The 13,794-nt window shown below is 44.8% G+C and carries 15 protein-coding genes; 8 read left to right on the top strand and 7 right to left on the bottom strand.

Going from position 1 to position 13,794, the window contains the following annotated elements; genetic code table 11:
* Window positions 1–18: 18 nt before the first annotated feature.
* Window positions 19–198: a trimethylamine N-oxide reductase system protein TorE gene (torE, locus tag ACUALS_RS05245; RefSeq protein WP_005470508.1), complete on the bottom strand. Its 180-nt coding sequence runs from the start codon at window positions 196–198 to the stop codon at window positions 19–21.
* A 471-nt stretch (window positions 199–669) separates the two neighbouring features.
* Here torE and ACUALS_RS05240 point away from each other — a divergent pair, with 471 nt between their 5' ends.
* Both ACUALS_RS05240 and ACUALS_RS05235 read left to right on the top strand, forming a co-directional pair.
* Complete coding sequence (locus tag ACUALS_RS05240) at window positions 670–1,464, top strand: ABC transporter permease (RefSeq protein WP_454449009.1); 795 nt, start codon at window positions 670–672, stop codon at window positions 1,462–1,464.
* Window positions 1,465–1,680: 216 nt separating this feature from the next.
* Window positions 1,681–1,806, top strand: coding sequence for a hypothetical protein (locus tag ACUALS_RS05235; RefSeq protein WP_005470556.1), 126 nt, complete (start codon window positions 1,681–1,683; stop codon window positions 1,804–1,806).
* 48 nt (window positions 1,807–1,854) lie between these two features.
* Here the strand turns inward: ACUALS_RS05235 and focA are convergent, their stop codons facing one another.
* The gene (gene focA, locus ACUALS_RS05230) at window positions 1,855–2,697 is read right to left on the bottom strand and encodes a formate transporter FocA (protein WP_005470547.1); all 843 of its coding nucleotides are present in this window, start codon (window positions 2,695–2,697) and stop codon (window positions 1,855–1,857) included.
* A 496-nt stretch (window positions 2,698–3,193) separates the two neighbouring features.
* Between focA and ACUALS_RS05225 the strand changes: the two genes are divergently transcribed.
* The gene (locus ACUALS_RS05225) at window positions 3,194–3,430 is read left to right on the top strand and encodes a TIGR02647 family protein (RefSeq protein WP_005470448.1); all 237 of its coding nucleotides are present in this window, start codon (window positions 3,194–3,196) and stop codon (window positions 3,428–3,430) included.
* A 4-nt stretch (window positions 3,431–3,434) separates the two neighbouring features.
* On the opposite strand, the gene ACUALS_RS05220 is transcribed toward ACUALS_RS05225, so the two are convergent.
* The gene (locus ACUALS_RS05220; RefSeq protein ID WP_038189560.1) at window positions 3,435–4,175 is read right to left on the bottom strand and encodes a substrate-binding periplasmic protein; all 741 of its coding nucleotides are present in this window, start codon (window positions 4,173–4,175) and stop codon (window positions 3,435–3,437) included.
* Between the two features lie 57 nt (window positions 4,176–4,232).
* A complete protein-coding gene (locus ACUALS_RS05215) occupies window positions 4,233–4,652 on the bottom strand; it encodes a PACE efflux transporter (RefSeq protein WP_454449008.1) in 420 nt (139 codons plus the stop codon).
* Between the two features lie 91 nt (window positions 4,653–4,743).
* Between ACUALS_RS05215 and ACUALS_RS05210 the strand changes: the two genes are divergently transcribed.
* The 3 genes from ACUALS_RS05210 to ACUALS_RS05200 are packed head-to-tail and all read left to right on the top strand — an operon-like array spanning window position 4,744 to window position 7,104.
* On the top strand, window positions 4,744–5,634 hold the full coding sequence (locus tag ACUALS_RS05210; RefSeq protein WP_005470324.1) for a LysR family transcriptional regulator: 891 nt from the start codon (window positions 4,744–4,746) through the stop codon (window positions 5,632–5,634).
* On the top strand, window positions 5,631–6,452 hold the full coding sequence (locus tag ACUALS_RS05205) for an NAD-dependent epimerase/dehydratase family protein (RefSeq protein WP_454449007.1): 822 nt from the start codon (window positions 5,631–5,633) through the stop codon (window positions 6,450–6,452). The genes ACUALS_RS05210 and ACUALS_RS05205 overlap by 4 nt, the downstream gene beginning before the upstream one ends.
* Window positions 6,453–6,507: 55 nt before the next feature.
* Window positions 6,508–7,104, top strand: coding sequence for a YdcF family protein (locus tag ACUALS_RS05200; RefSeq protein WP_454449222.1), 597 nt, complete (start codon window positions 6,508–6,510; stop codon window positions 7,102–7,104).
* A 60-nt stretch (window positions 7,105–7,164) separates the two neighbouring features.
* On the opposite strand, the gene clpA is transcribed toward ACUALS_RS05200, so the two are convergent.
* Window positions 7,165–9,435 carry an ATP-dependent Clp protease ATP-binding subunit ClpA gene (gene clpA / locus ACUALS_RS05195; protein ID WP_005470436.1) on the bottom strand — a complete coding sequence of 757 codons (2,271 nt, stop codon included), beginning with the start codon at window positions 9,433–9,435 and terminating at the stop codon, window positions 7,165–7,167.
* Window positions 9,436–9,477: 42 nt separating this feature from the next.
* The gene (gene clpS, locus ACUALS_RS05190) at window positions 9,478–9,798 is read right to left on the bottom strand and encodes an ATP-dependent Clp protease adapter ClpS (RefSeq protein WP_005470535.1); all 321 of its coding nucleotides are present in this window, start codon (window positions 9,796–9,798) and stop codon (window positions 9,478–9,480) included.
* Window positions 9,799–10,263: 465 nt separating this feature from the next.
* On the opposite strand from clpS, the gene cspD reads away from it, so the two are divergent.
* A complete protein-coding gene (cspD, locus tag ACUALS_RS05185; RefSeq protein WP_005470476.1) occupies window positions 10,264–10,485 on the top strand; it encodes a cold shock domain-containing protein CspD in 222 nt (73 codons plus the stop codon).
* Window positions 10,486–10,575: 90 nt separating this feature from the next.
* Here the strand turns inward: cspD and ACUALS_RS05180 are convergent, their stop codons facing one another.
* Window positions 10,576–12,801, bottom strand: coding sequence for an NADP-dependent isocitrate dehydrogenase (locus ACUALS_RS05180; RefSeq protein WP_454449006.1), 2,226 nt, complete (start codon window positions 12,799–12,801; stop codon window positions 10,576–10,578).
* 289 nt (window positions 12,802–13,090) lie between these two features.
* On the opposite strand from ACUALS_RS05180, the gene ACUALS_RS05175 reads away from it, so the two are divergent.
* Window positions 13,091–13,786 carry a pseudouridine synthase gene (locus tag ACUALS_RS05175; RefSeq protein ID WP_454449005.1) on the top strand — a complete coding sequence of 232 codons (696 nt, stop codon included), beginning with the start codon at window positions 13,091–13,093 and terminating at the stop codon, window positions 13,784–13,786.
* The last annotated feature ends 8 nt before the right edge of the window (window positions 13,787–13,794 follow it).

Genomic DNA, 13,794 nt, shown 5'->3' with positions numbered 1-13,794 from the left:
TGGAAATGAGCTCACGGCTTACAGGCCGTGTGCACCTGGAGGTCCAAAGAAGAAAACTTGTAGTGCCCATACAAGGAATCCGTAACCACCAACAAATGCCACACTCAACACAGGGAAGAGAACGACTGCGATGAAGAGGAATGATTTCCACTCCAGTGAGCGTTTTTCACCACTCTCAATTTTATTAACATCACTCATACATTTGCCTATTTTGTATCTAGTGTTATTGGGTAGCTTTTCAAAGCAAGCTTATATTTTTTACAATCTCTAATAAGAAATGTTAGACCATACTCTTAGTAAGGTTCAATCTATAGATCGTCTCTCAACCTTGTTATTCAATACTTTTTTGAGCTCATCCAGAGATGTGTTTAATTAACATTTGATGTGTTAGATTGCATTGAAATATGAAAAAATATTAATAGTAAACACTCTGTTAAAATGGAAACAAATTGACAACAACCAAGTAAAGTCCGCTTAATTAAACAGTGTATGAAGCACGCATTTTTCACCAAAAACCTGCCGCTTTGTTACTTGTATAAAGTGCAATTTGTTAACAAAATGATCTATCTCCCACTCAATGCATTTCTAGTGCTCGCCGTGTAACCTCTCATCAAATCAAGGTAATATGTCAACAAATCGACTATTACTGCGGAGAAAATGGAGCTCATCATGAACGCTGTCGTCGACATACCGTGGCCACTATTGATCTTGTTCGGTGCAACGCTATTGGTTCCATTAGCAATCAATTACTACTACCAATTAGGTCTAGCAAAAGACACGGCCATCGGTGTGTTAAGGATGGGAATACAGCTCACTTTAGTTGGCGTCTATTTAGAGTTTTTGTTCCAGCTCGACAGTATGACGGTCAACTTGTTGTGGCTTGCTGTGATGATCATGATAGGGTCAAGCTCGATACTGGATAAGGCAAGGCTTCCAAAACAACGACTTTTTCTCCCTGTGGTAGGAGGGTTAGTCGTTGGTCTAGCCCCCATTTTGCTTCTCATTTGCCTAGCAATTGTTCGACCTACCCCACTGTACAATGCTCAGTACGTAATCCCACTCGCGGGTATGTTGCTTGGCAATTCGCTAGGGGGAAACATCGTCGCTTTACAGAATTTTTTCTCCGCATTGGAAGAACGAAAGTCAGAATATGAAGCGGCAATTGCACTTGGCGCGAGCGTAAGGTTTGCGACGTTGCCATTTTTGAGAGAAGCGATTCGAAAATCGCTCGCCCCAACCCTTGCCTCGATGACGACGAGCGGATTAGTCACGCTACCTGGGATGATGACAGGTCAAATACTTGGCGGGGCGAACCCTATTGTCGCCATTAAGTACCAGATTATGATCATGATTGCGATTTTCGTCATGATGTCAGTATCAATCACGATTTGCTTAAATTTGACTGTGCGCCGAGGCATTCATCCCCACGGCCTTGTCATGATAAAACCACTCTCAAACAAATAAGATCACCTTCCCACTTGAACCAAATGATCTTATCCACAGAATCTGTGGATAACAGTGGTGATACCTGTTTCAATCTGAGTAGCGATCCCCCTTCAAGCGTTCTTAAAACAATAAAACCCTTTGCAAACACACACATATAAATTAATTCAGAACGCGTAATAATTTCGTCATAACGCCAACTTAGATTGATTTCTAATCAAACAAGGAGGGGCAGCCATGAAATTTGATAGCACAAAGGATCAAACCTTTAATCAAGGTCATCGTGATGAAGAAATGCACAATTGGCTCTGGGATGAGCCTGAACACATAGTGAACGCCGAGGAGTTTGGTCTGGTGGAGTGATGATACGCGTTCCGAAGCACTGTAATGTGCTTCGGATAAAGGAAGGGGTTAATCTCGCAGATAGATGAGCCAGTACCACATCCCGACAAACAGCCCGCCACCGATGATATTACCTAACGTCACAGGGATCAGGTTGTTAAGAATAAAGTCAATCAAATTCAAGTCAGCGTAGTCAGCAATATTCGCGCCGGTCATCTGCCAAAACTCTGCAGGCGCGAAGTTTTTGATCCCGATGGCCATCGGCACTTGGAACATGTTTGCGATACAGTGTTCAAAACCCGCAGAGACAAACATCGCGACAGGCAAAATCATCACCGCTATTTTATCGGTTAGAGTCCGACCGCTGAACGTCATCCACACGGCAATGCACACCAAAACGTTACACATAATGCCTAGCGCGACAGCCGAGATAAACGTATGGTGTAACTTATGTTGAGAAATGCTCATCGCGTTTAAGCCAACTTGACCATGGTCAAACATGTACTGCTTGGTAAGAAGCATGCACGCCACCAGCAACAATGCACCAACCAGGTTGCCTCCATAGACCACTGCCCAGTTTTTAAACAAGCATCGCCATGTGATCTTACCGCTCGCGCGAGCCACTAACGTTAGGACCGAGCTAGTAAAGAGCTCTCCGCCAGTGACCACTACCAGAATCAATCCTAAGCTAAATGCTAACCCACCAAGTAAACGTGATATCCCCCAAGGAATATCGCCAGCGCCAGTGGTGACAATGGTATAAAAAACGAAAGCGATACCAATGTGGATACCCGCAGATATCGCAAGAAGAAACGACTTCATCGGATCTTTAGTCGCTTTATCAACGCCGATCTCAGCCGCACGTTCAGCTACTTGAGGCGGTAGCAGTGAATCAAATTGGTTAAGGTTCATCAGATTAACATCTTGAAACATGTGGAATAGTGGGCGCGGATAATTACTCGAAATGTGCTCAATTTCAAGCGTTAAATCTCATCAAAAGATAGATAGTCATTTATCTTATAAAAAGTTTAATCATTGAGACATTGTTCTTAGACTAAAAATAGATAAAACAGGCCAAAGCGATAGATATAAAAAACCTAAATTTCAATAAGTTACAAAACAAAAAACACCTACCCACCTTCCTATCATAGACTTTAGTCTAATTTCTTATATGGAACCTTTGTTTTATACACTTTTCGCATTATTAGATTTCATTTTTCATGCCTGTCGCCCCACAACGAACAACTGCGGCGGTTATCTGTCCAGCTTTGTTGTGGCTCAAATGCTGAGCGAATTTGTTCAAATAAAATCGATTTTTATGCCGTAGATAACACTTCTCTGTTAATTAAATTGCCGCTGCATAGCACCAGAACTAAGGTAACCGTATTGATTCGTAAAGGTATTAATTATGAAGTACACACAAGACCATATCGCTGAACTTAACTTATTGCTTCAATTCGATTTAAGCAGTGCGGCAACAGGCATCAAAGTTCACCACGATGCATCAGAGGAAATGCAAGCCGCTGTCGCTCGCCTATATGCTAAAGGCCTATGTACATTACCTGATGGTGGATATCTAACCGACGAGGGAATCGAAGTCGCTGAACATGCTGACAAGATTTTGCGCGTACTCTCGAGCCAATAAGAACTCATTGCAAGCGTTTAGGGGAAGTTGTGTTCAATAGGCGAGCTTCGATGCTTTCTATGTCAATTTGCCTTAAACCTTGATTGAATATACGCCGCCAACTGTGCCCTTCAGGGGTGTTTTTAAACGCTAAATACAGATGCTTTACTTCTAATAGTTGGCGGTTCATTTCTACTCGACTCTGAAGCACTTCTCTACGAGGATCGATTTCAATGAGGTAACGCAGTACATTGGCATCGATCACCGCTAATTCGACTCTGCCTTTGGCAACTTTGTAAATGTTGAGAATGTCATTCTCTGCCGCTTCAACACTGAGCTCTCCTTTTTCCACTAAGGCATCGAAGGCTTGCGTGTTGATATAGCCTTGGACAACACCAATCCGATAATCAGATAAATCAATCAACTCTGACCACAGTATTGGCCTCTCCCTATTTTGCACAAACCCTAGTGGTCCAGAGCCAATAGAATCAGAGAAAACAAAATCCTCAGTTTCAAACGCATATTCAGGAAAATAACCAATATACTTTTCCCTCTTTGATGCCGTGGTTACCGTCCTGACCCAAGGTTTAAACTCTACAACGAGTTCATACCCCATCACCGCAAACGCTTCACGTGCGATGGCGACTGAGAGTCCATTCTCAACAAGTGTCTCTCCAGAATACGGCGGCCAATCAAGCGATGTCATATAGACTTTTTGCGCTTGAGCACTACTACACATAAAGAATAGAACTAGCCACCACTTCATTCTCTTCCCCCTCAAACCGATTCCTTACTATAAGGATAGGCTCAGAGCGTCAATAATCTAGCGACTTACATTGATAAAGCGGTATGGTTGATATCGATCGTAGAACCAATTAAACCCTGTTGCATAAATGAAAAAGAACACCAAAAACCCAGCCTCTAACAATAAAGCATCAATGATGGAGATATCGAGGAACCAAGCAATACTCGGTACCGTGATAAATATTAAACCACCTTCAAATCCCGCGGTATGTCCGATGCGAAGCTTCAACGATCGCTGCTCTCTGTCACCACCAAAACAGCGATCAAATAAGATGTTGTATTGGTAATTCCAAATAACGGTAAATAAGCTTAAACCAATCCCCACCATGGCAAGATCGCTCGCTCCCTTTCCTGTAACAACCGCAGACGCTGGAATCAGTATCGCTAATGCGACCATTTCAAACAGCACAGCGTGAAAAACTCTTTCTTTGGATTTCATTGTATCTCTCACAATAAGTTTGCAATCATTTGCGACTATTATCATGAGTAATTATGATGGAATGTAGTTAGGTACTATCAGTATTAAAGATATGTTTAGCATTGAACAACTCCAAGCGTTTGTTGCCACTGTGGAGAGCGGCTCATTTTCCGCTGCGGCTCGCTCATTGAACAAAGTGCAGTCTGCCATCAGTCAACACATCATCAACCTCGAAATAGACAGTGGTTTCGATCTCTTTGATCGAACGGGTAGATACCCTGTGTTAACCAACGAGGGACAGCAGTTGCTACCTCACGCTAGAGCAACGTTGCAGCAGCACGACAGGCTAAAACAAAGTGCTGAGCAGATATTCAATCAAGAGCAAACTAATCTATCTATCGCAATTGATGAAGGTATTCCGACTTCACAGCTCTATGGCGCGATCCATCGCCTTCTGGATCGTTATCCAGGAGTGAGCTTTGAGTTCTTAGCCGCCTCGAGCGTTGATGTGATCGAACTAGTGGTATCAAAACGTGCAACGACTGGGATCTTGTTTTCGGAGCTGGATCTTCCCGTCGGTATCGATTTTGAATCGGTGGGGAGTATTGAGTTTGATGTTTACGTCTCGAGCCAACATGAACTGGCCAAAGCGACCTCACCAAACCTTGAAAACTTAACCTTACACCGTCAGCTGCTGATACGTTCTAAAACCGCGAAGACGAGCAGTTTTCAAAAAGCTTACAGCCCAAATGTTTGGTATGCTGACAACTACTACATCCTTATGGACCTGATTAATCGAGGGTTTGGTTGGGGAGTACTACCTACTCACATGGTCAAACCCTTATTGGAGACGGGGGACGTGGTTCGTGTTCCCGTAGAGTTCGAGAGACTGACTTGGCATGCGAACGTCGATGTTATCCAGCACCCTAGCTGCAGCGCTTTACCTATTCACAAGATGCTACGCAGTGAAATACGAGATTTAATTACAGGGAGTGAAATGTGAAAACGATTACTGTCATTGGAGGGGGCTGGCTCGGCCGACCTCTGGCACACTACCTCGAGACGATTGGACATAAAGTTTACGTCAGCAAAACAACCGTCGAAGGTGTAAAAACGCTACAAGAAGAAGCGCTTAACGCTTTTCACTGCGATCTAAATGAGGCTGAAGACGCCTTTGTCTCACACCTGCAAAACCAAGCGCCCGACATTGTGATTGGTTGTTTCCCTCCGGGCTTTCGCGCTGGAGGTGGTCAGCAGTATGCAGAACATTGGCGCAAGCTTGTTCATGCCTGTCAAACAGCAAACGTGGGCAAAGTTGTCATGGTGAGTTCAACGACGGTTTATCCAAGTACCGCGGAGCCGATGTCTGAAGAACACGCATCGTTAACACTCAGTGAACAGCACGATTCGTTCAGCGAGAAAGCCAAAATCATGTTACTCGCCGAGCAGTATGTCAAAGACTCAGGACTGAAATTTGCCATCGTGCGATGCAGTGGTCTTGTTGGTCCTGATCGACATCCTTCTCGATTCGCTCCAAGGCTAAAGCAGGTCAGCGATCTCGCTCCTGCAAACATGCTCCACCTAACAGACGCAATTGGGGCGGTCAGCTTTGTCTCAACGCTAGATAAAAATTTCGTGGTCAACGCAACAACCCCTAACACGGTGAGCAAGGCTGAGTTTTATCAAGCTGCTCTAGATAACGTTGGTGCAACCTACCCTTTACCACCTATCGTTTCTATCGCCGATAAACTGATTTTGGCTGATTCACTACTGGAACTTGGCTACCGCTTCCACCATCAGCACACTCTTGAGTTGGTTTGAACCATAAGGACGGCCTTTGAAGCTATATCAACATATAGAACAACTGTGGTCGTATATGCAGCTCGGACACAAACTGCAAGTCTCTGACTGTATCTTCGTGCTCGGCAGCAATGACTTGCGTGTCGCGGAATACGCAGCACAGCTTTATCTTGAGGGATGGGCGAAGACGCTGATTTTATCTGGCGGTGTTGGACGGCTTACCGACGGCGTCTTCGATAAATCTGAAGCAGAGACCTTCGCAGAGATTGCAAAAGATATGGGCGTTCCGAGCAATGCCATTATTGTCGAAAACAAAGCGACCAACACCGGCGAGAATGTCCTTTATACTGCCTCGTTGTTAAACCAACTTGGTCACCGCTTTTCTTCCCTCATACTTGTCCAAAAGCCTTATATGGAAAGAAGAACGTATGCGACATTTATAAAGCAATGGCCTGGTGTTTTAGAGCGTTTTTGTGTCACCTCACCCCGTATTGAGTTTAGTGACTACTTTAACGACGATATCGACCTCGATACCACTGTGCGAGCAATGTTGGGGGACTTCGACCGAATCAAGCGTTACCCTGCGATGGGCTATCAAATTGAGCAAGAAATCCCTGACAGCATTGAAATGTCATTCAAAGCCTTAAGAGCCGTGTTTCACGACAATGAGTAGAGAAATGAAAAAGCCAGAGTAAATACTCTGGCTTTTGCCTTACGCTTAAACAGCTACGTTTTAGTGAACAGCCGCTTCTTTCTCGCTCAGATACTCAAACTTGAGCTCTTCACCTTTCAGATTGACTTTCACTGTACCGCCATCGACTAAGCAACCAAACAACAACTCATTCGCCAACGGCTTCTTGAGTTTCTCTTGGATGACTCGTCCCATTGGTCGGGCGCCCATCGCTTTGTCGTAGCCTTTCATCGCCAACCAGTGGCGAGCATCATCTGACACTTCCAGTGACACGCCGCGAACATCCAGTTGAGCCTGCAACTCGACAATGAACTTATCCACCACCTGATGAATAACATGCTCATCTAGGCTATTAAACCAAATGATGTTATCCAAGCGGTTGCGAAACTCCGGTGTGAACACTTTCTTGATTTCTGACATCGCATCATGGCTGTGATCTTGCTGGATCAGACCGATCGATTTCTTCTCAGTCATTTGTACGCCAGCATTGGTTGTCATCACCAATATGACATTACGGAAATCAGCTTTACGTCCGTTATTGTCTGTAAGCGTACCGTTATCCATGACTTGAAGGAGCAAGTTAAAGATGTCTGGGTGCGCTTTTTCGATCTCGTCTAGCAACACGACGGCATGAGGGTTCTTAATGACCGCATCGGTCAGCAAACCGCCTTGGTCGTAACCGACATAACCTGGAGGCGCACCGATCAATCGGCTTACAGAGTGGCGCTCACCATACTCAGACATATCAAAGCGCAATAGCTCGATGCCCAGCAGTTTGGAAAGTTGTACCGTCACTTCCGTTTTACCCACCCCTGTTGGGCCTGCAAACAAGAAAGAGCCGACTGGTTTATTCTCGGCACCCAGCCCCGCACGGGTTAGCTTAATCGCTTCACTTAGTACATCAATCGCATCATCTTGCCCAAATACCAACATCTTCATCTTCTCATCAAGATTTTTTAGGATCTCTTTGTCTGAAGAAGAGACTGACTTCTCAGGTATACGCGCCATCTTAGCTACCATGGCTTCAATATCAGCTACACCGACCGTTTTCTTACGACGACTTGCTGGCGCTAAACGGCTACGAGCTCCGGCCTCATCAATAACGTCGATAGCCTTATCCGGCAGATGGCGTTCATTAATGTATTTGGCAGACAGCTCAACCGCGGCACGAAGTGCTTTGTTGGTATAACGAACTTCGTGGTGCGCTTCATACTTAGTTTTTAGACCCATCAAAATCTTGGTCGTGTCATCAACCGAAGGTTCAACCACGTCAATCTTTTGGAAACGACGGGACAACGCACGCTCTTTTTCAAAGATGTTGCTGTATTCTTGGTATGTAGTCGAACCAATACAGCGGAGTTTACCACTACTTAGGAGCGGCTTGATTAGGTTTGCTGCATCGACTTGCCCGCCTGATGCTGCACCCGCACCAATGATGGTATGGATTTCATCAATGAAAAGAATCGCATCGTCTTCTTTTTCTAGCTGCTTAAGAATCGCTTTAAAACGTTTCTCAAAGTCACCACGGTATTTCGTACCTGCGAGCAAAGAACCGATATCTAGCGAGTAAATCACGCTATCTTGAATGATTTCAGGCACTTGCCCTTCTACAATTCTCCACGCTAAACCTTCCGCAATGGCAGTTTTACCTACGCCCGCCTCACCAACTAACAGCGGGTTGTTTTTGCGGCGACGACACAAGACTTGAATTGTTCGCTCAAGCTCTTTATCGCGACCAATCAATGGATCAATTTGGCCTTGCTTGGCCACTTGGTTTAGGTTTGTAGCAAAACTTTCTAAACGCTCTTCAGAGCCGCTTTCCTCAACATTATCACTGCTGAATGAATCGTGAGATGAGGCATCATCGCCTGCACTGGATGCCTTCGTGATGCCGTGGGAAATGAAGTTAACGATGTCTAAACGACTAACATCATTCTTCTTGAGTAAGTAGGCAGCGTGAGACTCTTGTTCGCTAAAAATAGCGACCAAAACGTTAGCGCCAGTCACTTCGCTTCGACCAGAAGATTGGACGTGGAAAACCGCTCGCTGTAGCACACGTTGAAAGCTCAGCGTTGGTTGGGTTTCTCGAGTCTCATCATTTTCTGGGATAAGAGGCGTTGTTTGGTCAATAAAAATATCGAGCTCATTTCTGAGAGCCTCAATATCGGCCTGACAAGCTTGAAGGGCCTCTCTAGCTGCATCATTTTCCAGCAATGCTAGCAGGAGGTGCTCGACAGTCATAAACTCATGTCGCTTGTCTCGAGCTCGAGAGAACGCACTGTTCAGGCTCGACTCTAATTCTTTATTTAGCATAAGTACCTCCTTCAACAACAACTCAGGTTGTACGAACAAACCTCACGCTTGTTCCATTGTACAAAGCAAAGGATGCTCATTTTCCTTGGAATACATCGTGACTTGGGCCACTTTGGTTTCAGCAACTTCTGCAGTATATGTGCCACAAATCGCTTTCCCTTCATAATGCACTTGGAGCATCACCTGGGTTGCTTTGTCCGCATCCATTGAAAAAAAACGTTCCAGAATTTCAATTACAAAGTCCATCGGCGTGTAGTCATCGTTATTTAGTACGACGTTATACATGGATGGTGGTTTAACTTTTGTTTTTTCTAACTCCAGTAAATCTGAGTCTGGAGTCACCCATTCAAAATGCTTGCTCATGATCTATCAACGTTGATGTACGACTTGCTTTAATTTTACCACTATAGTGAGCAGAAGTTTTGAATTTAGCTCTTAGATTTTGGGGCATAAATCGATAAGAAACGTTTTGCCCTTACTTAGAGACTAATGCAGCAATTGAGTGGCTGCAAATAAAAGATTCTTCCGGTTTGGATTTATCTATCTAATTGATTAAAAAGAAACCAAAAACCATTCAAGACAAAAATGGGTTACACGTAAATATCGCTCACATAGTTATAAAAATGTAAATCTCAAAAGTGATTTGTTTGCAAATATGTAGAGTCTAAGACCTTTTTCTTATTGACTGTGCTCAATCATTGGCTAAATTGGTCAAATAGTGACTGAAAATTTGGCAGCGGCTGAATGGAAATTCACTTTTTGTTCACAATGGAAGAACTGTGAACGTTCAAACAACATCAGTAACAAAATGCATGAGGGATGTATAGCATGGCTACAGGTACAGTAAAATGGTTTAACAACGCCAAGGGATTTGGTTTTATCTGTCCAGAAGGTGAAGACGGGGATGTGTTTGCACACTACTCCACAATTCAGATGGATGGTTATCGTACTCTGAAAGCAGGCCAACAAGTCAACTTTGAAGTGGAAGAAGGTCCAAAGGGTTCTCACGCAAGTGTTGTAACACCAGTGGAAGCTCAACTAGCTAAATAACCGCTGCCATAGTGAAATAACCACTAAACACATATATCAGTAAAGAAAAAACCCGCTAAGTAGCGGGTTTTTTATTGCTCTAAACCATCATTATCGATTGATGATGCTGTTTAGTGTTGTGCTTGGACGCATTAGCGGCGCCGCTTTCTCAAATACAGGCGCGTAGTAACCACCAAGGTCTGCCGCAACCCCTTGAGCATCGTTTAGCTCGGCAACGATCTTTTCTTCATTCGCTGCAAGTGCTTCTGCGATTGGAGCGAACTCAGCCGCTAATTCTGCGTCAGCGGTTTGACTTGCAAGTGCTTGCGCCCAGTAAGTTGCTAGATAGTAGTGGCTACCACGGTTGTCTAGCTCACCAACACGACGCGATGGCGACTTGTTGTTATCTAGGAAATCACCTGTCGCTTTATCTAGTGCATCAGCAAGAACTTGCGCTTTCGGGTTGCCAGCGACTGTGCTCAGGTGCTCTAGTGATGCCGCAAGAGCTAAGAACTCGCCAAGAGAGTCCCAACGTAGGTGGTTTTCTTTTTCTACCTGTTGAACGTGCTTAGGCGCTGAACCACCAGCCCCCGTTTCAAAAAGACCACCACCGTTCATTAGCGGAACGATAGATAGCATCTTCGCCGAAGTACCCAGCTCTAGAATTGGGAACAAGTCAGTTAGGTAATCACGCAGTACGTTACCAGTGACTGAGATAGTGTCTTTACCTTCTTTGATACGAACAAGAGAGAACTGACACGCTTCTAGTGGAGCCAAGATCTTGATCTCTAACCCTGACGTATCGTGCTGTGGAAGGTATGCGTTTACTTTCTTGATGAGCTGAGCATCGTGTGCACGGTTTTCATCGAGCCAGAAAACGGCTGGTACACCAGTTGCACGAGCACGTGTCACCGCTAGCTTAACCCAATCTTGGATTGGCGCGTCTTTCACCTGACACATACGGAAGATATCGCCTTCTTCTACCGATTGCTCAAGTAGCACTGCGCCAGACGCATCAACAACACGCACTGTGCCCGCAGCATCTAGAATGAACGTCTTATCGTGTGAACCGTATTCCTCAGCTTTTTGAGCCATTAGACCCACGTTTGGCACACTACCCATTGTGGTTGGGTCAAAGGCACCGTTTTCTTTACAGAAGTCGATAACCGCTTGGTAAATACCTGCATAGCTACGATCTGGAATCATTGCTTTGGTATCTTTCTGCTTACCATCTGGTCCCCACATTTGACCAGACGAACGCAGCATTGCCGGCATAGAAGCATCAACGATGATGTCGCTTGGTACGTGTAGGTTGGTGATACCACGATCAGAATCAACCATCGCTAATGGCGGTTGAGTTTCGTAAACAGCCTGTAGCGCCGCTTCAATCTCTTCTTTTTGAGCGGCAGGAAGCGCTTGGATCTTAGCGTATACGTCGCCGATGCCGTTGTTTACGTCAACGCCTAGCTTGTCAAATAGCTCACCGTACTTCGCGAATACGTCTTTGTAGTAAACCTTAACCGCATGACCGAAGATAACTGGGTCAGACACCTTCATCATGGTCGCTTTCATGTGAAGTGATAAAAGAACGTCTTGCTCTTTTGCTTCAGCGATTTGCTCTTCAAAGAACTCGACTAACGCTTTCTTGTTCATGACTGAACAGTCGATGATTTCTTTGTCTTGTAGTGGGAAAGCACCCTTTAGCTCTTTGACTGCACCATCCGCGCCAACGAATTCAATCTTAACTTCTGTTGCGCCGTCTACTGTGTGTGATTTTTCACTGCCAAAGAAGTCGTTGTCAGACATGCTAGAAACGTGAGATTTAGAATCTGCAGACCATGCGCCCATTGAATGAGGATTTTTCTTCGCATAGTTCTTAACTGATAGAGGTGCACGACGGTCTGAGTTACCTTCACGTAGAACTGGGTTTACCGCACTGCCTTTGATTTTGTCGTACGTTGCTTTGATCGCTTCTTCTTCGTACGTGCTTGGCTCTTCTGGGTAGTTAGGTAGGTTGTAACCCTTCTCTTGCAGCTCTTTGATCGCAGCTTTCAATTGAGGAATTGAAGCAGAGATGTTTGGCAGTTTAATGATGTTTGCTTCTGGAGTTTTCGCAAGCTCGCCAAGCTCTGATAATGCATCGCCGATGCGTTGCTCTTCGGTTAGGTGCTCTGGGAAGTTAGCAATAATACGCCCAGCTAGAGAGATATCACGTGTATCAACGTTAATACCTGAAGAAGCAGTAAATGATTGGATAATCGGCAGTAGTGAATAAGTTGCTAGCGCAGGTGCTTCATCGGTAATTGTATAGATAATTGTAGGTTTTTCTGTAGGCATGAAATTTCCCTATTGTTCTGACTGGACCGTTGGTGATTGGTCCTATGTGTGTGTTCGCTAACAAGTTATGAATAATCCCCTCACTTGTTGCGCTTTGCCCGTCTCTTTATTTTTTCGTCGCCAGCGTGCGACATCCTTGAGAGCGTTTCGTTATAATTAAACAAATTTGGCAGAATAGTCTATTATCTTGTTCGCCAATCCTGTTTTTGGGCGCGCAAATGGTAGCTTATTCCGCACTTGGTTAAAAGTTTTACCCACACTTCATTTACATTTTTGCAAGGTAGTTAACATGTCACCACGCTCACGTCGTGAGTCTAGTTCTTCGTCCGTTAGGAATGGAAAACCCGGTTTTAAACGTCCATCTAGTCACAGAACAAGCGCTAAGCATTCTTCGCGCAATCGCAAAAAAACTGCCAGCAGTAAACCCAAAATCGCGCCAGAGGATCGCAAGGTAATCGCGTTTAACAAGCCATTTGATACCTTAAGCCAATTTACAGATGGAGACGGGCGCAAAACCCTAGCTGACTTTATTCCAGTGAAAGATGTTTATGCCGCGGGCAGACTGGATCGAGACAGTGAAGGATTGTTGATTCTCACCAATGATGGCGCTCTCCAAGCGAAATTAACTCAGCCGAAATCCAAATCTCCAAAAACGTATTGGGTGCAAGTTGACGGCGCTCCGTCAGAAGCCGATTTAGACAAGCTGCGAAAAGGGGTAGAACTAAAAGATGGTATGACACTCCCCGCGAAAGTCGAGATGATGGAAGCCCCTGAAATTTGGGAGCGTAACCCGCCAGTGCGTTTCAGAGCGAACATTCCAACCACTTGGTTAGCAATCACCATCATTGAAGGACGAAATCGACAAGTTCGTCGTATGACCGCCAATATCGGCTTCCCTACCCTGCGTTTGATTCGCTACTCGATGGGGGACATCAAATTAGGTGATTTACAACCTGGCGAATGGAAAGAAGTACAGGTTGATTAAGAGTTAAA

This window comes from Vibrio sp. NH-7 (assembly GCF_053643215.1).
This window is presented reverse-complemented; position numbering and strand designations above follow the sequence as displayed.

Coding starts and splice junctions, on each gene's coding strand:
- torE (WP_005470508.1), bottom strand. CDS start 198: ATGAGTGATGTTAATAAAATTGAGAGTGGTGAAAAACGCTCACTGGAG.
- ACUALS_RS05240 (WP_454449009.1), top strand. CDS start 670: ATGAACGCTGTCGTCGACATACCGTGGCCACTATTGATCTTGTTCGGT.
- ACUALS_RS05235 (WP_005470556.1), top strand. CDS start 1,681: ATGAAATTTGATAGCACAAAGGATCAAACCTTTAATCAAGGTCATCGT.
- focA (WP_005470547.1), bottom strand. CDS start 2,697: ATGAACCTTAACCAATTTGATTCACTGCTACCGCCTCAAGTAGCTGAA.
- ACUALS_RS05225 (WP_005470448.1), top strand. CDS start 3,194: ATGAAGTACACACAAGACCATATCGCTGAACTTAACTTATTGCTTCAA.
- ACUALS_RS05220 (WP_038189560.1), bottom strand. CDS start 4,175: ATGAAGTGGTGGCTAGTTCTATTCTTTATGTGTAGTAGTGCTCAAGCG.
- ACUALS_RS05215 (WP_454449008.1), bottom strand. CDS start 4,652: ATGAAATCCAAAGAAAGAGTTTTTCACGCTGTGCTGTTTGAAATGGTC.
- ACUALS_RS05210 (WP_005470324.1), top strand. CDS start 4,744: ATGTTTAGCATTGAACAACTCCAAGCGTTTGTTGCCACTGTGGAGAGC.
- ACUALS_RS05200 (WP_454449222.1), top strand. CDS start 6,508: ATGCAGCTCGGACACAAACTGCAAGTCTCTGACTGTATCTTCGTGCTC.
- clpA (WP_005470436.1), bottom strand. CDS start 9,435: ATGCTAAATAAAGAATTAGAGTCGAGCCTGAACAGTGCGTTCTCTCGA.
- clpS (WP_005470535.1), bottom strand. CDS start 9,798: ATGAGCAAGCATTTTGAATGGGTGACTCCAGACTCAGATTTACTGGAG.
- cspD (WP_005470476.1), top strand. CDS start 10,264: ATGGCTACAGGTACAGTAAAATGGTTTAACAACGCCAAGGGATTTGGT.
- ACUALS_RS05180 (WP_454449006.1), bottom strand. CDS start 12,801: ATGCCTACAGAAAAACCTACAATTATCTATACAATTACCGATGAAGCA.
- ACUALS_RS05175 (WP_454449005.1), top strand. CDS start 13,091: ATGTCACCACGCTCACGTCGTGAGTCTAGTTCTTCGTCCGTTAGGAAT.